The organism is Paenibacillus durus ATCC 35681 (assembly GCF_000993825.1).
In the GTDB taxonomy this organism is placed as follows: Bacteria; Bacillota; Bacilli; order Paenibacillales; family Paenibacillaceae; genus Paenibacillus_AQ; species Paenibacillus_AQ durus_B.
The window spans coordinates 698,170-717,132 of the sequence record NZ_CP011114.1; the positions used below are offsets into that span (position 1 = coordinate 698,170).

At 48.8% G+C, this 18,963-nt stretch carries 19 protein-coding genes and 1 pseudogene; 12 read left to right on the forward strand and 8 right to left on the reverse strand.

Annotated elements, in window-relative coordinates; all coding sequences use genetic code 11:
• The first annotated feature begins 63 nt into the window (after window positions 1-63).
• From VK70_RS03150 to VK70_RS03160, 3 genes are read left to right on the forward strand one after another with little or no spacing between them, the layout of a single operon-like run.
• Entirely contained in the window at window positions 64-942 is an 879-nt protein-coding gene (locus VK70_RS03150) for a carbohydrate ABC transporter permease (RefSeq protein ID WP_025695742.1), read from the forward strand.
• Window positions 943-952: 10 nt separating this feature from the next.
• The gene (locus VK70_RS03155) at window positions 953-1,795 is read left to right on the forward strand and encodes a carbohydrate ABC transporter permease (RefSeq protein ID WP_025695743.1); all 843 of its coding nucleotides are present in this window, start codon (window positions 953-955) and stop codon (window positions 1,793-1,795) included.
• A gap of 4 nt (window positions 1,796-1,799) precedes the next feature.
• Window positions 1,800-2,732: a nucleoside hydrolase gene (locus VK70_RS03160; RefSeq protein ID WP_025695744.1), complete on the forward strand. Its 933-nt coding sequence runs from the start codon at window positions 1,800-1,802 to the stop codon at window positions 2,730-2,732.
• A gap of 167 nt (window positions 2,733-2,899) precedes the next feature.
• Here the strand turns inward: VK70_RS03160 and VK70_RS28820 are convergent, their stop codons facing one another.
• The 3 genes from VK70_RS28820 to VK70_RS03170 form a co-directional block, all read right to left on the reverse strand.
• Complete coding sequence (locus VK70_RS28820) at window positions 2,900-3,475, reverse strand: transposase (RefSeq protein ID WP_051505073.1); 576 nt, start codon at window positions 3,473-3,475, stop codon at window positions 2,900-2,902.
• Window positions 3,397-3,939, reverse strand: a complete 543-nt coding sequence (locus tag VK70_RS28825) for a transposase family protein (RefSeq protein WP_324607985.1) — start codon at window positions 3,937-3,939, stop codon at window positions 3,397-3,399. Before VK70_RS28825 ends, VK70_RS28820 begins: the two co-directional genes overlap by 79 nt.
• A 164-nt stretch (window positions 3,940-4,103) precedes the next feature.
• Window positions 4,104-5,510, reverse strand: coding sequence for an amino acid permease (locus VK70_RS03170; RefSeq protein WP_025695745.1), 1,407 nt, complete (start codon window positions 5,508-5,510; stop codon window positions 4,104-4,106).
• Between the two features lie 87 nt (window positions 5,511-5,597).
• Here VK70_RS03170 and VK70_RS26975 point away from each other — a divergent pair.
• Window positions 5,598-6,368: pseudogene (locus VK70_RS26975) on the forward strand (transposase).
• Between the two features lie 60 nt (window positions 6,369-6,428).
• Here VK70_RS26975 and cysE read toward each other — a convergent pair.
• Both cysE and VK70_RS03185 read right to left on the reverse strand, forming a co-directional pair.
• Window positions 6,429-6,986: a serine O-acetyltransferase gene (cysE, locus tag VK70_RS03180; RefSeq protein WP_036640667.1), complete on the reverse strand. Its 558-nt coding sequence runs from the start codon at window positions 6,984-6,986 to the stop codon at window positions 6,429-6,431.
• Complete coding sequence (locus VK70_RS03185) at window positions 6,983-8,305, reverse strand: aspartate aminotransferase family protein (protein WP_025695749.1); 1,323 nt, start codon at window positions 8,303-8,305, stop codon at window positions 6,983-6,985. The genes cysE and VK70_RS03185 overlap by 4 nt, the downstream gene beginning before the upstream one ends.
• A gap of 129 nt (window positions 8,306-8,434) precedes the next feature.
• On the opposite strand from VK70_RS03185, the gene VK70_RS03190 reads away from it, so the two are divergent.
• On the forward strand, window positions 8,435-9,346 hold the full coding sequence (locus tag VK70_RS03190) for a LysR family transcriptional regulator (RefSeq protein WP_025695750.1): 912 nt from the start codon (window positions 8,435-8,437) through the stop codon (window positions 9,344-9,346).
• 319 nt (window positions 9,347-9,665) lie between these two features.
• Here the strand turns inward: VK70_RS03190 and VK70_RS03195 are convergent, their stop codons facing one another.
• Both VK70_RS03195 and VK70_RS03200 read right to left on the reverse strand, forming a co-directional pair.
• Entirely contained in the window at window positions 9,666-10,433 is a 768-nt protein-coding gene (locus tag VK70_RS03195) for an SDR family NAD(P)-dependent oxidoreductase (RefSeq protein WP_025695751.1), read from the reverse strand.
• Between the two features lie 12 nt (window positions 10,434-10,445).
• Window positions 10,446-10,904, reverse strand: coding sequence for an S-ribosylhomocysteine lyase (locus VK70_RS03200; protein WP_025695752.1), 459 nt, complete (start codon window positions 10,902-10,904; stop codon window positions 10,446-10,448).
• Window positions 10,905-11,163: 259 nt separating this feature from the next.
• Here VK70_RS03200 and VK70_RS03205 point away from each other — a divergent pair, with 259 nt between their 5' ends.
• The 6 genes from VK70_RS03205 to VK70_RS03230 all read left to right on the forward strand — a co-directional run bounded on the left by VK70_RS03205 (window position 11,164) and on the right by VK70_RS03230 (window position 16,993).
• Window positions 11,164-12,024 (forward strand): MetQ/NlpA family ABC transporter substrate-binding protein, encoded by an 861-nt coding sequence (locus VK70_RS03205; protein WP_025695753.1) that lies wholly within the window; start codon window positions 11,164-11,166, stop codon window positions 12,022-12,024.
• Window positions 12,025-12,048: 24 nt separating this feature from the next.
• Window positions 12,049-13,254 (forward strand): aminotransferase class I/II-fold pyridoxal phosphate-dependent enzyme, encoded by a 1,206-nt coding sequence (locus VK70_RS03210; protein WP_025695754.1) that lies wholly within the window; start codon window positions 12,049-12,051, stop codon window positions 13,252-13,254.
• 2 nt (window positions 13,255-13,256) lie between these two features.
• A complete protein-coding gene (locus VK70_RS03215) occupies window positions 13,257-14,360 on the forward strand; it encodes a methionine ABC transporter ATP-binding protein (RefSeq protein ID WP_025695755.1) in 1,104 nt (367 codons plus the stop codon).
• On the forward strand, window positions 14,357-15,013 hold the full coding sequence (locus VK70_RS03220; RefSeq protein ID WP_025688364.1) for a methionine ABC transporter permease: 657 nt from the start codon (window positions 14,357-14,359) through the stop codon (window positions 15,011-15,013). Before VK70_RS03215 ends, VK70_RS03220 begins: the two co-directional genes overlap by 4 nt.
• A 55-nt stretch (window positions 15,014-15,068) precedes the next feature.
• Entirely contained in the window at window positions 15,069-15,788 is a 720-nt protein-coding gene (locus tag VK70_RS03225; protein ID WP_046722783.1) for a 5'-methylthioadenosine/adenosylhomocysteine nucleosidase, read from the forward strand.
• Between the two features lie 278 nt (window positions 15,789-16,066).
• Window positions 16,067-16,993 (forward strand): bifunctional helix-turn-helix transcriptional regulator/GNAT family N-acetyltransferase, encoded by a 927-nt coding sequence (locus VK70_RS03230; RefSeq protein WP_025700793.1) that lies wholly within the window; start codon window positions 16,067-16,069, stop codon window positions 16,991-16,993.
• A gap of 112 nt (window positions 16,994-17,105) precedes the next feature.
• Here the strand turns inward: VK70_RS03230 and VK70_RS03235 are convergent, their stop codons facing one another.
• A complete protein-coding gene (locus VK70_RS03235; RefSeq protein WP_046722787.1) occupies window positions 17,106-17,897 on the reverse strand; it encodes a Cof-type HAD-IIB family hydrolase in 792 nt (263 codons plus the stop codon).
• Between the two features lie 235 nt (window positions 17,898-18,132).
• On the opposite strand from VK70_RS03235, the gene VK70_RS03240 reads away from it, so the two are divergent.
• On the forward strand, window positions 18,133-18,846 hold the full coding sequence (locus tag VK70_RS03240; protein ID WP_025699500.1) for a metal-dependent hydrolase: 714 nt from the start codon (window positions 18,133-18,135) through the stop codon (window positions 18,844-18,846).
• The last annotated feature ends 117 nt before the right edge of the window (window positions 18,847-18,963 follow it).

The window sequence follows — 18,963 nt, forward strand, 5'->3', positions numbered from 1 at the left end:
GTTCTTCGGGCGGAGGGCTGAACCTTGAGCTCTTCGCCTTTAATTCTATCGGAGGTACCGCACATGCAGATGTTTCTTCGCCATAAATGGATCATAGCCGCCGGCCTTATTCCCGCCCTGGTCATATACACAATGTTCTCGATCTATCCGATTCTGAGTTCGGTCTACTACTCGTTCTTCAAATGGGACGGGTTCTCCCCCAAGCAATGGCACGGGCTTCAGAATTACGTCAATTTGATCGGAGACGGCGTTTTTTGGCAATCTATCCGCAACAATCTTTATTTCGTACTCTTCTCTGTACTGGGGGAAATCCCGCTTGGCTTGTATCTGGCCATGATGCTCAACGGCAAGCTATTCCGCAGAGACGGAATTTTCAGGACGGTCTTCTTCATGCCCGTGGTTATATCGACCATTGTTGTCTCGCTGATCTGGAATATGTTCTATAATTACCAGTTTGGCCTTGTCAATACGGCGCTTCGGGCGGTTGGCCTGGATCATTGGGCGCAGAACTGGCTTGGCAATCCGGGGCTGGCTATTTTTGTGCTATGTATTGTTGTTGTCTGGCAGTACACCGGGTTGTACATGGTCATCTTTCTGGCCGCGCTGCAAAATGTGCCGTCGGAGGTGCTGGAAGCGGCGGAGCTGGATGGAGCCGTCGGCATAAAAAGAACCTGGCATATCGTGGTGCCGATCATAGCGGACACCATTTTTGCTTCGGTCGTGTTGTGCATAAGCGGAGCGCTTCGCGCGTTCGATTTGATCTATATCATGACGAACGGAGGGCCCAGCCATTCTACGGAAGTGGGCGCTACGTATATGTTTTCCCAAACCTTCAGCTCGATGAAGTACGGATACGGGAGTGCGATTTCCACAGCCATCATCATTATCAGCTTTGGTCTGATTATTATAAGCCAGTTCATTTTGCGATCTCTGAAGAGGTGATTCTTCTAAAATGGAACAACGACTGCGACCCAAACGGCCCTTTTCGGCTCAAATCCACCGCCTGGTGCTCTTGCTGCTGCTCGTTATCAACATCTATCCTCTGCTGTGGATGGTTCTCAATTCGCTGAAAACCGAGCAGGAGTTAACCATGAACCCGTTCGGAATAGCCCGGCAGCCGGTCTGGAGCAATTATATTGAAGCCTGGAAGGTAGCGAAGCTGGGTCCGTATCTGGTCAACAGCATTATCGTTACGCTGTCCGCAGTAGTGCTTACGCTGCTGGTCGGAGCGTTGGCCGCATTTTTTCTGAGCCGGTTTGAGTTCAAATCCAAAGGCTTCCTGCTCGTCTATTTCACCTTTGGCATGCTGATCCCGATCCATGCAACGCTCGTTCCCTTGTTCATTGAAATGCGCAGTCTGCATCTGATGGATAACCGGCTCACCCTGCTACTGCCCTATACCGCTTTCAATCTCCCGATCACGATATTTATCCTGGCCGGTTTCATGAATGCCTTTCCGAAGGAAGTGGAAGAGGCCGGTATCATGGATGGATGCAGCGTAATGGGCATTTTCGGGAGGCTGATTCTTCCGATGCTGACACCTGCACTGGCGACGGCCTTCATCATTAATTTTCTGAACAACTGGAATGAATTTTCCTTCGCGCTGGTGCTGATCACCGATGGCGCCTTAAAGACGCTTCCGCTTGGCCTGGCCAATTTCGCCGGTCAGTACAACCGCAGCTATACGCTGCAAATGGCGGGATTGACCATCGTTCTGGTACCCACACTTCTCTTCTATCTTTCTGTACAAAAATATCTGACCGCCGGGATGACTGCGGGAGCGGTCAAAGGGTGACGGAATAATGAAGCGAAAAATAATCATTGATTGCGATCCCGGGCATGACGACGCGATAGCGATTCTGGTCGCTGCGGCGCATCCCGGTCTGGAGCTGCTCGCTATAACTACGGTAGCCGGAAACGCGGAACTGGGGAAGACCACACTTAATGCGCTCAAGGTATGCGAAATTGCGGGATTAAGCGGGGTGCCGGTCGCCCGGGGCGCAGGCCGTCCGCTGGTGAGGGATAGGGAAGCCGCTTCGGAAATTCACGGCGACTCCGGGATGGACGGTCCCATTCTGCCTGATCCATTGCTTCGGGAGACGGAAGAGCATGCCGTTGATTTGATCATCCGTATGCTGATGGAGTCGGGCGGCGACATTACCCTCGTTCCCGTAGGGCCGCTGACCAATATTGCCTTGGCGATCCGCCGGGAGCCCCGCATTGTGCCGAAAATTCAGGAAATCGTCCTGATGGGCGGTGGAACGTTCGGGAATTGGACGCCGGCTGCGGAGTTCAATATTTGGGCCGATGCTGAAGCTGCTCAGGTGGTGTTTGGCAGCGGCGCTCCGGTAACGATGATCGGACTGGATGCCACGCATCAGGCGCTGGCGACTCCGGAGATTAACGAACGGATCAAGTCGATCGGCAACCCGGTCGCTGGATTTGTAGGGGAACTGCTCTCCTTTTTCGGAAAGACCTATAAGGAATTCTTCGATTTCGATGCTCCGCCCGTACATGATGTATGCAGCGTCGTTTACTGTATTGATCCGTCGGTGTTTGACTGCCGGTTCCTGAATGTCGCCGTCGAGACCAGAGGCGAGCTGAGCTACGGCATGACGTTGGTCGATATTCACGGTGTTACGGGCAGGCCGCCCAATGCCACGGTTGCGCTCGGCCTTGATCACGGGAAGCTGTGGGACATTATTATTGGCGCGCTGAGCCGCTATGAATAGGGGAGAAGAGAAGATTGCCCCTCTCAGCAGGCGATTAAGCACATGCGCCAAGCCCATGCCACGGAAATGACGCTTGAGTACAATTACGGCAAAAAGGAGCGATCTGACCGCATACTGCGGAAGATTCGCTCCTTTGTTCAAATATTAAGATAGTATTATGGCACAATCTAAAAATTAGTGGTTGATATTTTCAGCCAGATAAACGATGCCGATTTCATTCGACTAAAATGCCAGCTTTGTAACGTTCGCGATTGCGTGTGAAGTAGTGCCGGCACTGATATGCTCTCGCCCTGCTGACACCAACGGTTAAAGCTAAGGCTAGCGATCCGGGCATCCGGTGAACAGTCATACCAACGGGAAAAAGCTTCTTTCCATTCCCAGACACTGCGCAGCAGCGGCGAGAAGCCGAGTAACCTATCTAGCTGGGCTTTGCTCTTTTCCGGCAAGGTGTCCGCTGGGGGATTCAGTAGTCGATGATGGCTTTTTAAAATCGCCTTGGCTCTTGGGCCAAGCATCTGCTGTACCGACCCCCGGACGTCCTGGACACTTTCAATCACATAGCCGTGAACGTGGAAACGATCTGCAATGCGGATGGCACCGGGAAAGCATTCGCTGATCCATGTGTGATACACCTGGGCCAGATCCATGACAACGGCTTTAGGCTTCAGCGTAAGAAAGTCGGGGTGCTGGCGAGCATAGGCACGCAGGTCTTCCAGCTTGCGTCCAGCCAGTAAATCCAACATGGTTTCTCCCCGAAGATTGTGAATGCCCGTATTGTACGTGTGTCCTTTTTTAATGGCAAAGTTATGCCCAGTACCAAATCTGTGGTGTCCTTAGCTTCGTTCCACGCTTGTTTCGTGAGGCGTTCGCTCTCTGTTGAGATGGCTTCTTGATGCATCCGCCGTACCGTACTGGCAGGTGCTTCTTGCATTCTCGCGCTATGCGCCGCCGTGGAGCCAAGGGCTTGCTCTACGGTCTGTAGGCGAAAGAGTCTGCTATACCGCTCTTTAGGACCCACAAATTCGTAAGTCCAAACAAAACCGACTCTGCAACGCGAACAAGCCAAACGAAGAGATGGAACATACAAATAGCTCTTTTTGCTAAAGAGATTCAGATGCCGAATCTTACGCGGTTTATTGCGGCCGTCACGCTTCACATCTTGTTCCAACTGACACACTGGACAGGGTTGCTTGTAAGCTACAGGCACCGTCTCCAGATGAACCTTTTTGGCATCTATGGAATTCTCGGATTACCAGAGCTACAACTTCATAAAATGGAAAAGATACTCAACTTATTCGCTATTGGATTCTTTGGGCTTCTTTTTTTCTTTAACATAAGCAATTATGGAATTGACTCAACAAATAAATTTATTTAGGACACCGTAGATTCAAGAGTATCTTCCTGATTATTTTCTGAAGTCTTGTGGTACCCTTTTCCATAGTAAATAGCCGTAAGGATTGCATACCATATTGGTCCGATAATCAAAGCAAACCTTGTATCAGGAAAATAAGCCATAACGCCTAAAATTAAACCTAAGAAAGCAAGTGCAATATATGAGCTATAGGGGAAGAAAGGAGTTTTAAAGAACAATGCCTCTCTCTCTTTTTGAGATAATCTTCTACGAAAACGAATTTGTGATACTAGAATTATCCCCCACGCCCAAATACTACTAAATGTCGAAATAGCAGTAATCCAGATAAAGACCTTAGCTGGTACTAAATAATTAAGAGCTACTCCAATTATTAAAACGGCTGCTGATACAATTATCGCATTACCAGGAATTCCGTTTTTTGTTAATCTAGAAAACCTAGATGGTGCTTGTCCTTGCTCAGCTAAATTAAATAGCATCCGTCCTGTGCTATAAATTCCACTATTACATGAAGACAGTGCTGAAGTAATTACTACAAAATTAATAATTCCAGCAGCCTCACGTATTCCAAGTTTTTCAAACGTCATAACAAAAGGGCTACCAGACGTACCTATTTCATTCCAAGGATAAATAGACAAAATCACAAAGAGAGCTCCAACATAAAAAACTAAAATTCTCCATATAACATTATTAATTGCTTTAGGTAGTGACTGTGCAGGATCTTTAGATTCCCCAGCTGTAAGACCTAGCATTTCCATCCCACCATAAGCAAATGCTACCAATGTTAAGGACATGAGAATTCCAGATGAACCATTCGGGAGAAATCCTCCATGAGACCATAAATTATGAATTCCTGTTGCAATGCCACCATTTCCAATTCCAAAAATGATGACACCCAAGCCGGCGACAATCATAAATAAAATAGCAACAATTTTAATTAATGCAAACCAAAATTCAAATTCACCGTATAGTTTAACTGTTATAAAATTGGCTGTGACCATGATTACTAAGGCAGCTAGTGTCCAAACCCAGCGAGGTACGTTTGGAAACCAAAATTCCATATAAATTCCTACAGCAGTTATTTCTGCCATACACGTTACAATCCAGAAAAACCAGTAATTCCATCCAGTTAAATATCCAGCGAGAGGACTTACATAATCGCGAGCATATCGACTAAATGATCCTGATACAGGGTTTTTTAGTGCCATTTCTCCTAGTGCACGCATAATAATAAATAACATCACTCCAGCAACTACATAGGCTATTAAAATACCTGGACCAGCTAATTTAATAGCAGAACTAGATCCTAAAAATAATCCAACACCAATAGTAGCCCCTAATGACATTAAAGAAATATGTCTTTGTTCCAACCCTCGATGAAGTTTAGTTGGTTTATTATTACTCTTCATAAGTACCTCCTCAAGAGTCTCTAAAATAGTTTGTGTAAACTCCTAAACCTATTAAAGTGGAATTAGAAGAAAGGTTGGGGAGCACACATGGGATTATGGACAAAGGAACAGCTGCGCCAGTTTATTAAGGAGAATAAGATGGTGACGGCACAGGATGCCCAAACCGTGCTAAAGGAACTATTTGCAGAGACGATTCAAGAAATGCTGGAAGCCGCGATGGATACCGATCTGGGGTATGAAAAGCATGATGTGAAGAGCAAGAAATCGACAAACAGCCGCAATGGCAAGATCCGTAAGAAGATTACCAGTGAGTATGGTGAACAAGAGATTGAGGTTCCTGGCGATCGGCAGAGTGAATTTGAGCCGCTGGTGTAAAGAAGCATCAGTCGAATGTAACCGACATCGAGAACCAGATTGTGGTGCTCTACGCGAAGGGCGTGAGTACGTTGAAGCCGATCTACAAGGCGACGACAGAAGAAGCTGCCCTTGTTGAGCTAGATCGCTTCGAAGAAATCTGGGGCACGAAATACCCGCTCATCGTCCGTTCTTGGCGCAACAGCCGGAATGAACTGGCGACATTCTTCAAGTATCCGCCCGAGATTCGCAAACTGATTTATACCACGAACATCATTGAAAGCTACCACCGCCAGTTTCACAAAGTGACTAAGGGCAAGAGTATCTTTCCGTCGGATGAAGCGCTGCTCAAAATGCTCTATCTCTCAACCATGGACGACGTCCGCAAGTGGATGTCTTCCACAAGTGGACGGGCCGTGTTCAGAACTGGGGACAAATGCTGCTCCAGCTCTCGATCTTCTTCCCGGATCGGGCGGTCAGCACCTAATGATCGGAATGACTTAAACTGCAATTAGTAAACACAATTTGTTTAGCTACACGCAGCCATGCAGTATCTTTCAAAAGCTATTTCGGTGATAGGATTCTTGCTGGGTTGCCTACTGCCGTATGATGAGCTGGAACATCCCTCAAAACAAGAGACAAGGCTCCGATTTTTGCGCCATCTCCTATTGTGATTGCTCCTAGAACTGCGGCTCCTGCGCCTATAAAGACACGATCTCCTATCTTCGGATGACGTCTCCCTGGCTTATTACTTACGCCTCCAAGTGTGACACCATGATAAAGGACAACATCGTCACCAATCTCCGCTGTTTCTCCGATGACTATCCCTGTTCCATGGTCAATCAGCAGTCTTTTTCCGATGGTAGCTGCGGGATGAATTTCTATTCCTGTTAGCACATGGGCAAGCTGAGAAATCAATCGTGCCGCTAAATGATGATTCCTAATCCATAATAGATGTGATAACCGGTAAAACCAAACCGCATGTAATCCAGAATAAGTAAGAATCACTTGAGCGTTCGAGGTAACGGAAGGATCATGATTCCGAACCATTTGGATCTCCTCTATAAGAGCTGATTTCCTCCCAAATAGAAGTGGTTTATTACTCCTTTTCAGGAGCTTCATAACGTATTCTCCACATCCGTAATGGCTTGATCAAGAATGGAAATCCCTTCGTCCAACTCTTCGTAACTCACAGTGAGCGGAGGCGCTATTCGGAAAACCCCACCCATACCAGGCAGACATACAATGTTCATATGGAGACCTAACTCAAGGCATCGTGCCGTAATTTGATCACCAATCTCTTCCGAGCGCTCTTTACTAGTCTTATCCTTTACAATTTCGATTCCTTGTAGTAGACCACGCCCTCTAGCATCGCCGACGACTTCGTGTTTTTGCACCAACTTATTAAGTGCAGCAGCTAGATATTCTCCTTTTTCTCGGACCTGTACGAGGAGATTCTCCTGTTCAATCACATTCATGACCGTACACCCAACAGCTGCTACGAGTGGATCGTTGACATGCGAAGTGTAAAATACAAAACCTTTTTCATGCGCCTTTTGCTCGATTTCTTCTGTTGTTACGAGAGCTGCAAGCGGTAGTCCTGCGCCGAGTGTTTTTGATAATGTCAAAATGTCAGGCGTTACACCGTCGTGCTGGAAACCGTACCAATGACCCGTTCGACCAAAGCTTGTTTGCGCCTCATCAAAGATTAAGAGCATTCCTCTCTCATGACACTTTTTCTTAAGTGCAGCTAAATATCCTGGTGGAGGAACAAGTATACCACCGCCAGATACAATTGGTTCTACGATGCAAGCTGCTAAGCTGCCCACAGATTGTGCATCGACCATTGCAAAACCGTAGTCTAGCTGTTTCTGCCAATCAAGATTCCCATTTCCATCCACGAAATCTGGTCGGTATTCATAAGGAGTGGGAATTGCCAGCTGTCCAGGTGAGCCAGGTAATCCACTTTTTCGAGCAGAGGCATATGTTGCTCCTGCACTCGCTTCAGTTAAACCATGCCACGATCGGTTAAAGGAGACAATTTCAAACTTCCCTGTGACCAACTTTGCCATTCTCAATGCAGCTTCGTTCACTTCTGAACCAGTCGATAAAGGGATGACTTTCGTTAGTGGATCCGTTACTGTCTGAGCAATATGTGTGCATAGGTTAATGCTAGGTCTTGAGAGCATGCCACTGAACAGATGATCGAGTCGACCAGCAGCTTCACGTAAGGTTGCCACCACATCAGGATGAGAATGACCAATTGTCGAGGACATCTGGCCCGACGTGAAGTCTAAAATTTTTCTTCCTTCTTCCGTGTATACATAACTCCCCTCGGCATAGTCAATAATTTCTGGGATGAAGAATGGTGCACCATATCTTCCAACGTGTCGTTCTACGTCCCCCCAAGGATCAATTCTTTTTTCATATGGATTCATCATTTTCTACCTCGCGCTCCTTCAATAAATTTGTTATTATCAAGCTTAATGTTTATTATTAGTTAATATTAAACATAAAACAATCAAGCTTTTCTTAACAATATGTTTAGTTATTCTGAAAGGAGGAGTCAAATGCTCAACACTTGGCGATTACAATTACTTGTACAATTCGAAACCTTAGGAACCATGCATCGCGTGAGCGAAGTCATGTACATCAGTACAGCAACCGTTTCTCAACAGCTTAGCCTACTGGAGAAAGAGACCAATACAATACTGTTTGAAAAAGTTGGGCGAAGAGTTCAATTGACCCATGCGGGACACGCTCTGGCGAAACAAGTTAGACCAGTTCTTAATGAGCTTGAACTGATTGAGAATTCTTTAAGTGACACTTCTGAAGTTATTCAGGGAACTGTTAGGATTACCTCCTTCTCAAGTGCTTTGCACGCAATTGTTATTCCGGCAGTATCAAAATTGTCGAAAATATTCCCTCAACTTCAGATTAGGTTAGCAGAAATGGAACCTGACGTGAGTCTTCCTGCGCTTGACTCACATCAATTTGATCTAGCTGTTGTCGCTTATTTTGAAAAGCCTAATTCACTGAAGCAAAACGATCGGAGTCTCTTCGAACTTGGAACTGACCGTCTGATGGTTCTAGTCGGTTATGATAATCCACTGATAGAACACCCTCACGTCAGCATTGCGGAACTTATGGAGGAGAATTGGGTAATAGAGCCTGATGGTACCTACCTTTCAGAATACACAAAGAACCTGTGTCGTAATGCTGGATTCCAACCAAATGTCATGGCCGTCTTTCAGAGCTATTCTGCAATTCAGTCAGTGGTTGCTAAGAATCTTGCGATTGGAATTCTCCCGAAACTAGCAGTAACGGAACAAGTAGAAGGTGTTCACCTCCTAGACCTACAACCAGAATCGACACGCCATATTTACCTTGTTGCTCGCAGGTCTCAAGCGACACTTCGCTCCATACAGATTGCTACCGAAGCGATCAAGGAACAATCGAGGCGTGTGTTCACTGACCGTTAGTGGTGAATCGGTAGAAAAAATAAAAATAGACAACGAACTGTGGTTTGTTTTCACATACCATAGTTCGTTGTCTATTTTATTACCAAAACGCTTCATTTATGGTACAGAATGAGTTCTCTAAGCGCTTCCTGAATGATTTCTTAACAGGATACTTCAAGCATAACGTTCATGACTGCCGCTGTTTCGATTTTGTGGACGAGTGCAATACTTTATTTTCCTAAGACAAGTATAAGCTGCGCGCTTATCCATATCTTTGTATTTCTACGAGAAATGGCTACCCTCCTACAGAGAGGACAGCCGTTTCTTCCAGAGCGGCGCCCTAATTCATGGTCATGCCGCCTGTCACATTAATCGCCTGCCCGGTCATGTACGACGCAAGCGGGCTGGCCAGAAAAAGCACGACGTTCGCGACATCCTCCGGCTGCGCCGTCCGGCCCAGCGGCACCTGCGAGCAGTCCTCGGCCAGAATATCCTCCGGCGTCATCCCGCGCAGCTGCGCGCCCTCCACACGTTCACGGCGTTTCATGTCGGTCTCGACAATGCCCGGACATACCGCGTTCACCAGAATTTGCTCGCGGGCCAGCTCCAGCGCCATAACCTTCGTAAATCCGAGCACGGCATGCTTGGAAGCGACATATCCGCCCATGCAGCGGTAGCCGTTCTTGCCAGCCTGCGAGGCGATATTGATAATGCGTCCGCCGCCGCCCTGCCGGAGCATTTGTCTCGCTCCCGCCTGGGAGACAAGGTAGACGCCCTTGGCGTTGACGTCCATGACCTTATCCCAATCGCCTTCCTTGATGTCCACCGCAAAATCCATCGTTGAAATGCCGCTGTTGTTCACCACGAAATCGATTCTGCCGAATGTCTCCACGGCAAAGCCGATCAGTCTATCCGCGTCCTCCGCGCGGGTAACATCGCAGCGGATCACCGCCAGGCGGTCCCTGGTGCTTTCCTTCTGTTCACAGGCGATATCCCCGATAACGACATTGGCGCCCGCCTGGAGGAACAGATCTGCAATGCCTTTGCCGATACCGGACAGACCTCCGGTAATGACCAGCGTCTTGCCGGTCAAATCGATTGTCAGCATCCTTTCCGGTCCTTAGCGGCGCGTGAAGGGATCGTCGCTGATGCCGGCCTCAAGTACGAGCTTCGCATATTCCTTCGCGCCGAACAGGGAATGGTCTTTGTAGTTGCCGCATTCCAGAGCGCTAACCGCAGGCACGGTCTCCGTTTCCAGCACCTTGCGCAGCACTTTGGTCAGCGCCGCCGCTACCGCTGACGGCTCATGCTCGTCCCAGATAATCAGATAGAAGCCGGTGCGGCATCCCATGGGCGAAATATCAATAATTCCGGGCAGCTCATCGCGCAAATAAGTTGCCAGCAAATGCTCCAGCGTATGAAGGGCAGCGGTCGGCAGCGCGTCAGTATTCGGTTGAAGCAGTCTCAAATCGTATTTTTGAACAATGCTCCCTGCTCCGTTTCGTTCCGTTCCGGCAACCCGTACATAAGGAGCCTTGACTTTCGTATGATCCAATTGAAAACTTTCGACTTTAGCCATGAGTCTCTTCCTTTCATTTGTCAAATCTAGTTTATTCTAAGCTTATTTCAAAGTAACATACTCGGAATTTAAAGTAAACTAGTATTTCATATTTCATCCAATGAATAAATAAAAAATTGATAATCCCAGTGTTTTAACGTATTGACAGCAATAAAGATGCATACTATCATGAAAAACAAATAAATCCGATTAAATTAATTGGTTAAATTAGATAATCGGAGAAATCTATGGAATGGATATTTAAGGGGGAAGAATGTTTATGAAAAAGGCAATGAATCGCTGGGTATCGCCGCTATTACTGATTATGGCCGTTGTGCTTCTGATCTCGGGATGCGGAAACAACTCCAACGCCGCTTCGTCAGGGAACAGTTCGGAGCAGGAAGCCAAAACGCTGCGCATCAGCTTTAACCCGGGGCCTTACAGCGATCAATTTAAGAACGGCGTTGCGCCTTACCTTGAGAAAAAAGGGTACAAGATTACATACAAGGAGTTCACGGACGGCATTCAACCGAATGTGGCCGTAGCACAAGGGGAGATTGACGCCAATGTCTTCCAGCATTCCCTCTACCTTGATTCGATCAATAAAAGAGAAGGGATCAATCTGATTGGTGCGGTCCAAGTTCCGACTCCTCCGATGGGCCTGTATTCCAAGAAGCATAAGAGCCTGGATGAGATCAGCGACGGCGCCCAGGTCAATCTGCCGAACGAGCCTGTCAACATGCTGCGGGCTCTGACCATTCTGAAAGAAGCCGGCTGGATTACGCTGAAGGATAATATTGATCCGCTGCAAACTTCGCTTAACGATGTAACTTCCAATCCGCATAATATCAAATTTGTGCCGACGGAGCCCGCTCAAGGACCTCAGGCGCTTCAGGATGTAGATTTTGCCGCCATTCAGGGCAACTTCGCCATTGCGAATAACATCAAACTGACAACGGCGCTGAAGCTTGAAAATATGACGGACCCATTCACAAATATCGTGGCCGTGGACAGCAAAAATAAAGACAAGCAGTTCGTAAAAGATATTATCGAGGGCTATCATTCACAGGAATTCAAGGACTATATCAAATCCAATCCGGCTTATGAAGGCTACAGACTGCCTGCTTATTTTAATGAATAAAGATTTCGGTGAGGTGTAATCATGGTGAATTTTAAATCTTCCGCTGTCGTCGGTCGGCTTCCCGAACATTATTTCAGGGCGCTTAAGGAAAAGGTAGCCGACTACCGCAGCAGGGGCGTTGATATTATCGATCTGTCCAGCGGCAATCCGGATCAGCCGACGCCGGTGCATATTGTCCGCAGCCTGAAGGAAGCGGCCGACAAGCCGGAGAACCATGGCTACCCCCCTTTTTACGGGAAAAAGAGCACGCTTGAAGCCGTCGCCGCCTTCTATAAGCGCGAGTATGGCGTCGATCTGGACCCGGAGACGGAGATTGCCGTATTTCACGGATCGAGTACCGGCATTATGGGTATCGCGCAAACCTTGCTCGGAACCGGCGATGTTCTGCTGACGGCCAATCCGGCCTATCCACCCTATTATGCGGCGGCCGCGATGGCCGGGGCTGAGGTGCATGCGATCCCCGTATACGAAAAAGACGGATTTCTTCCGGATTACCGCACGGTTCCGGAGGAAATCATTCGGCGCGTGAAGCTGCTGCTGCTTAACTATCCGAACAATCCTACCGGAGCGGTGGCGACGAGGGGCTTCTTCGAGCAGTCGCTCGCTTTGGCCGCCAAGCATCATTTTCCGGTGGTGAACGATTTCGCGTACGGCGCGTTCGGGTTTGACGGTCTGAGGCCGATTAGTCTTCTGCAGATACCGGGTGGCAAGGAATACGGCGTGGAAATCTATACGCTGTCCAAGACCTACAATATGGCGGGATGGCGGTTCGGGTTCGCTGCTGGCAACGCTTCGGTCATCAGCGCCCTTAAGCTGTATCACACGCATGCGTACAGCACAATATTCGGCGCGGTGCAGGATGCGGCCGCGGCCGCGCTGCTTGGACCGCAGGGCAATGTACAACAGCTTGTCGAGACTTATGAACGCAGGAGAGATGCTTTAGTCTCGAAGCTGCGGAGCATCGGCTGGGACGTTTCAGCTCCCGCAGGAACCTTTTTCGCCTGGTTTAAAGTACCGAAAGGCTACCGGTCGCGGGAATTTGCCGAGAAGCTGCTGGAAGAGGCCCATGTTGCGGTCGCTCCGGGCGAGGGCTTCGGCTCGCAGGGCGATTCCTATGTGCGGATCGGACTCGTGAACAGCGAGGAGCAGCTGCTGGAAGCCGCCGAGCGGATTGCAAGAACGGGAATTTTCCGCAAGTCTGCCGTTCAGTTAAGCGAAGGGAGACCATGAGGATGATCGAATTAAGGGATATTCACAAGACGTTTACACGCAAAGGACAGACGATTGAAGCGCTGAAAGGCGTAAACCTGCGGGTGGATAAAGGCGATATTTTCGGAGTGATCGGGTACAGTGGAGCTGGCAAAAGCACACTGATCCGGATGGTCAACTATCTGGAGCGCCCGACGAAAGGCCGGGTCTTCGTGGAAGGTGAAGCGCTGGATCAATTCTCTCCGGCGCAGCTTCGCAAGACCAAGAAGAAAATCGGCATGATCTTTCAGCATTTCAACCTGCTGGAGTCGAAGACGGTATACGATAACATCGCCATTCCGCTCGTGCTGCTGAAGCAGGACAAGAAGAGCATCCGTGAGCGCGTGACCGAGCTACTGCAGTTCATCGGGCTGGCCGACAAAGCGGACAGCTACCCGAAGGAACTGTCGGGGGGACAGAAGCAGCGGGTCGGTATTGCCCGGGCGCTGGCGAGTAATCCTTCGATTCTTCTCTGCGACGAAGCCACTTCGGCGCTTGATCCGCAGACGACCAAATCCATTCTGGACCTGTTGAAAAAAATAAACGAAGAATATCATATCACCATTCTCATGATCACGCATGAAATGGCCGTCATTCAGCAAATCTGCAATAAGGTGGCCGTCATGGAAAAGGGCGAGATCATCGAGCAGGGCGAGGTACTCGAAGTCTTCGGCAACCCTCAGCATCCCACGACGGAGAGCTTCGTGCGGACCGTTATTCAAACTTCGGTGCCGGAAAGCGTGCTCCAGAGCCTAAATCCGGAAGGAGCGGGGTGGCTGTTCAAATTGAAATTTGTGGGCGGCAACGCCTCGGAGCCGATCATCGACAGCCTGATTCGAAAATATAACGTCAGCGTCAATATTTTGTTTGCCAACATGAGCCAAATCCAGAACACGACGCTGGGTACGATGATTGTGCAGCTCGGCGGCGAGGATCGGGATATTTTCCGGGCAGTTGAATTTCTCGGATCACGAGGCGTTGAGATTGGAGAGCTTCAGGATCTACAGGAATTTCAGAACCGCCGGAAAGACCCGGTGATTGCAGAAAGTCATAAGGACCCGGTGATTAAGGAGGTAACGGCGGTATGAATACGATTATTACAGCGGATCAGCTATTTCAGGCGCTGCGTGAAACGGTGGTCATGGTGGGGGTATCGCTGTTTTTCGGGGCGCTGCTCGGCATTCCGATCGGCATTGTGCTTGTGATTACCCGGCCCGGAGGCATCCTGCAGAACCGGTTCGTATTCGCTGTGCTTAATCCGCTAATCAATGTGGTCCGGTCGCTGCCGTTTATTATTTTGCTGGTCGCTATTATTCCGTTTACCCGGCTGCTCGTTCATACTTCGATTGGGACCAGCGCCGCCATCGTTCCCCTGGTGGTCTATGTGGCGCCGTATATCGGCCGTCTCGTAGAGAACTCTCTGCTGGAAGTCAGTCCCGGAATCATGGAAGCGGCTGAAGCGATGGGGGCGACGACGTTTCAGGTGATCTGGCATTTTCTGCTCCCTGAGGCGTTCGGTTCCCTGATTCTGACGATGACTACCGCGACTATTGGACTTATCGGGGCAACGGCGATGGCCGGAACAGTCGGCGGGGGAGGCATCGGCGATCTTGCTATTTCCTATGGATACCAGCGTTTTGACACCTTCGTTATTCTCGTTACGGTTGCCATTCTCATCGTTTTTGTCCAGGGCATACAATCTGCGGGGAACCGGTTTGCCCGTAAGGCCCGCCGGGATTAGACGGCAGGCGCCCGGCGAAACATTACAGTGAAGCTTGCATAAAGGAGTCGAATGGATGAGCATAGCGATCATAGGCGCAATGGAAGAAGAGGTGGAATGGCTGCTGGGCCGGCTGGGGAATGTTCACAGATCGGAAGCGGCGGGAGGAATCTATTACACCGGAACTTTGGATGGACGGGAGATCGTGCTGCTGCAAAGCGGCGTAGGCAAAGTCAATGCGGCGCTGACGACGGCGCTGTTGATTGAACGGTATCAGCCGGAGCTGATTATTAATACCGGCTCAGCTGGCGGCATCGGCAGCGGCCTGCGGATCGGCGATGTCGTCGTCGGAACGGAGCTGGCTTACTGTGATGTCGATGCGACGGCTTTTCAGCGGTACGTTTACGGTCAGGTGCCGCGAATGCCGGCCCGTTACCCCGTTCAGGAGGAGTTTCTGGCGCTCGCGCGGAAGCTCGCCGCCGGAAAGCCGGACGGGAGAGTCTTCACCGGCCTGATTACGACCGCCGATTCTTTTATCGGCAGCAAAGAGGCTGCCGATTTCATCCGCAAGCGGTTCCCGGAATCGCTGGCGACGGATATGGAAGGTGCGGCGATCGCCCAAACCGCGTATCGTTTCGGTGTGCCGTTTCTGGCGGTGCGCGCCATTTCCGACCTTGCCGGAACTGCTGCGGAAGAGCTGTTCACTTCCAACCTAGAACTGGCGGCTGCGAACTCCGCCGGGTTTGTGCTGGACTGGGTGAAGCTTTACCTCCCGGCGTTACGCACCGAAATATAAGCTTCGCCAGGCAAGCACTGCACATATAGACAAAGGGAGCGTTAGGACCCGTACGGCTTTGGGTTCGCGCTCCCTTTGTCTTTTTTATGGCTCATTTCGAAAATATTGTTGTCTTTTCAGTTAACGGGCAGAAATGCCGATCGCTGACGCGTCTGACGTCATTTTAGACGGTGATTTTAAAAGCTCAGAAAAAAGTTGATTTTGACAACTATTTTGACTATAATTTTTTAAAAAAGTTGATTTTGACAACTAATTTATTTTGAAGGAGCTTTTTTAGCATGCCACAACCTAATCTTTCTATAGTCAAAGGAATCAGAAAATTTAATCGTTTTTATTTCAACTACCAATCTTTATTTAATCAACATGTATATGATGACTCTTTATCTTTAACAGAGATTAGATTGTTATATGAAATTAATAAAATAAATACTTGTACAGCAAGAGTACTACAAGAACAATTAAAATTAGATAAGGGATATGTCAGTAGAGTATTAAAAAGTTTTGAAAATAAAAATATTATCTATAAGGAAAAATGCGAAAATGATAGTCGTGTTTTCTTCCTCCATTTGACTTCAGAAGGAAAAGATATTTATCAGAGTCTAGAAAATAAAGCTAATCAACAAGTAATGAAGCTTTTCGAAGATATTAGTTTGAAAGATCAACAAAAACTTTTGGAATCAATGGTGACAATTGAAAATATATTAACCAAACAACATAATGAAGATGAGTCGGTTGTTACTATACGAGATCATTATACAGACGATGATAAGGAAATAATGATTGAGAAACAAAGAGAATTCTTTATAGACAACTACGGATTTGATGAAAAATTTTTAGAGTATCTCCGTAGTACTTTTGAAGCGGAAATCGAAAAGATATGGATTGCAGAAGTAGATTGGGAATTTGCTGGATGCATAGGTTTAGTCAAAAAAGATGATAAAACAGCTCAATTAAGATGGTTCATTGTTGATACGTCTGCTCGTGGAAAAGGTGTAGGAACGAAATTAATACAAACATTAATTAATTTTTGCCAAAAAACGCAATATGAAAAAATATCTTTAGAAACGGTAAGTCAGCTGAAAACAGCTCGAAGATTATATAGTAAATTCGGATTTGAGCTAACTAAAGCAAATGAGCAATTCATGTGGGGGCTAGACCTTGTGGAGGAACATTGGGAACTAAAGTTGGATAACTTGCCTCGTTAATCTCTAACGGGACACGATAGTTAAATAACCGTGCATAACCCCACCAACGAATGGTGGGGTTATGCACTATTTAGAAGACAATAAAGGAACATTATTTTAGATAATAGCCTTTTTACAGGATGAATTTATCGATAACTTGCTTGACTCCGTCCTCGTTATTGCTTGCCGTTATATAGTTCGCAATTTCCTTCAGTGCCGGAATGGCATTGCCCATAGCTACACCGAGACCGGCGGTCTCCAGCATTTCATGGTCGTTCCACGAGTCGCCCACGGCGATCGTCTCGGACAGCTCGCAGCCGAAATAGTCTGCCAGAAATTCAAGCGCCAGCCCCTTGGTGCCTTCGCTGTGCATGATTTCAAGAAAGTGCGGCTTCGATTTGGTAATATGAACCTCGCTGCCGAGCAGCTCCCGGAGTTTGGGCGCCAGTTCGTCGAGGAAGTCGGGATCGTCGATGATCAGCAGCTTAGGGGTCTTGATCCCGGCAAGCTTTTTCCAATCCGGCTCAATGAAGTATTGGGTCTTGTTCAGTGTTGCATAATCGACTAGCTTCTGGTTCTCCTCGCGGGAATACAGCTTATCGTCGACATAAGTTTGCAGATGCAGGTTGTGCTCTATGCAGTATTCAAAAACTTTATGAACCGCGTCCTGAGGCACAAAGCGCTCGTACAGCACTTTTTCGTCCATCAGATTCTTCACCAGGGAGCCCTGATATGTAATGATCGGCACATTAAGTCCGGTCTGGCGGGCAATGGCCTGGGCGGATGCGTAAGCGCGTCCGGTGGCTAGCGTGACAACCACGCCTGCGGCTATGGCCGCTTCCAGCGCCGCCTGTGTGGCGGGGGTTACTTCCTTGTCGTCATTGATCAGCGTATCGTCAATGTCGATGGCAATCAGCTTGTACATTCGGTTTCTCTCCTTATATAAATCTGCTGCTTGGGAAACGGATGAGCTGACTAAATTGTATCCTAAAAATAAGGGGAGAACAATCGCGATAAATACAGACTGGACAAAAGGAGGAAGGCTTGGTATACTTCGGTAGCCGCACGTGTGTTCGTGTTTATGAGAAACGGTGCTGTCCTGCCAAAGGATGGCGCAGCCGTTTCTCCCTAGCATCTTAGAAAGGGGCGTTTGCAAAGCGATGATGGGCAAATCCCACCTGGTGATCAGCACCGGGGTCACTTTGTCGGCCATGCAGCTGGCCGGCTGTCATATCACGGTTCCCGTTGTCGCCGTAGCGCTGCTCAGCTCGCTGCTTCCCGACATCGACGAACCGAATTCGCTGCTTGTACGCAGTGCGGTTCCTGCTTTTTTGCTGCGCACGCTGCAGTTAACGTTGATCGCCGCCGCCGTCTTTTTGTATTTTGCGGATATTGCGCCGTATCCTTGGAATATCGTACTGGCGCTGCTCATTGGCAGCGTAGCGTTTCTGCCGGGACGAAGGCTGCGTAAGCTCTTCATGCTGCTGATCGCAGTGGGACTGATGGCGTTCGGAAGCGCTTATGATCCCTGGAATGCGATCGCGGGCAGCATTCTGGTCATTGCCGCGCTCGTTCCCCACCGGGGGTTAACCCATACGCTGTACGGCGTGGCCGGGTGGACGGCGCTGTTATATGTTGCCGGGCAGGGAATAGAAGGCGGAGGCCTCCTGTGGATTGCCGGCGGTCTGTCGTATGCGCTGCATCTGCTGGCGGACTCGCTCACCCAGCGGGGCATCACTCCGCTGCCGCCCCTGCCCTTCAAGCTGCGGCTGAAGCTGATGAGCACCGGCACGAAGAAGGGCGGGGCCGTGGAAGGAGTTTGCGTCACGTTGACGTTGGTGCTGGTCGTCCTGACTTTTGTTGTTGGCCGGTAGCGGCGGGCTTTGGACGCTTGAAGTTCCTTAGGTCCGCATAGTGGGCGGGCCGATGCGCGAAGAGCTTTTGCCGTCCAGGGTTCCCGGACCTTAAGCCTTCGCGCTTTTTTTGTCGAA

Bases quoted from the DNA above. Each gene is read 5' to 3' on its own strand.
- VK70_RS03150 (WP_025695742.1), top strand. From the start codon at position 64: ATGCAGATGTTTCTTCGCCATAAATGGATCATAGCCGCCGGCCTTATT.
- VK70_RS03155 (WP_025695743.1), top strand. From the start codon at position 953: ATGGAACAACGACTGCGACCCAAACGGCCCTTTTCGGCTCAAATCCAC.
- VK70_RS28820 (WP_051505073.1), bottom strand. From the start codon at position 3,475: ATGTTGGATTTACTGGCTGGACGCAAGCTGGAAGACCTGCGTGCCTAT.
- VK70_RS03170 (WP_025695745.1), bottom strand. From the start codon at position 5,510: ATGAAGAGTAATAATAAACCAACTAAACTTCATCGAGGGTTGGAACAA.
- cysE (WP_036640667.1), bottom strand. From the start codon at position 6,986: ATGAAGCTCCTGAAAAGGAGTAATAAACCACTTCTATTTGGGAGGAAA.
- VK70_RS03185 (WP_025695749.1), bottom strand. From the start codon at position 8,305: ATGATGAATCCATATGAAAAAAGAATTGATCCTTGGGGGGACGTAGAA.
- VK70_RS03190 (WP_025695750.1), top strand. From the start codon at position 8,435: ATGCTCAACACTTGGCGATTACAATTACTTGTACAATTCGAAACCTTA.
- VK70_RS03195 (WP_025695751.1), bottom strand. From the start codon at position 10,433: ATGCTGACAATCGATTTGACCGGCAAGACGCTGGTCATTACCGGAGGT.
- VK70_RS03200 (WP_025695752.1), bottom strand. From the start codon at position 10,904: ATGGCTAAAGTCGAAAGTTTTCAATTGGATCATACGAAAGTCAAGGCT.
- VK70_RS03205 (WP_025695753.1), top strand. From the start codon at position 11,164: ATGAAAAAGGCAATGAATCGCTGGGTATCGCCGCTATTACTGATTATG.
- VK70_RS03215 (WP_025695755.1), top strand. From the start codon at position 13,257: ATGATCGAATTAAGGGATATTCACAAGACGTTTACACGCAAAGGACAG.
- VK70_RS03220 (WP_025688364.1), top strand. From the start codon at position 14,357: ATGAATACGATTATTACAGCGGATCAGCTATTTCAGGCGCTGCGTGAA.
- VK70_RS03225 (WP_046722783.1), top strand. From the start codon at position 15,069: ATGAGCATAGCGATCATAGGCGCAATGGAAGAAGAGGTGGAATGGCTG.
- VK70_RS03230 (WP_025700793.1), top strand. From the start codon at position 16,067: ATGCCACAACCTAATCTTTCTATAGTCAAAGGAATCAGAAAATTTAAT.
- VK70_RS03235 (WP_046722787.1), bottom strand. From the start codon at position 17,897: ATGTACAAGCTGATTGCCATCGACATTGACGATACGCTGATCAATGAC.
- VK70_RS03240 (WP_025699500.1), top strand. From the start codon at position 18,133: ATGATGGGCAAATCCCACCTGGTGATCAGCACCGGGGTCACTTTGTCG.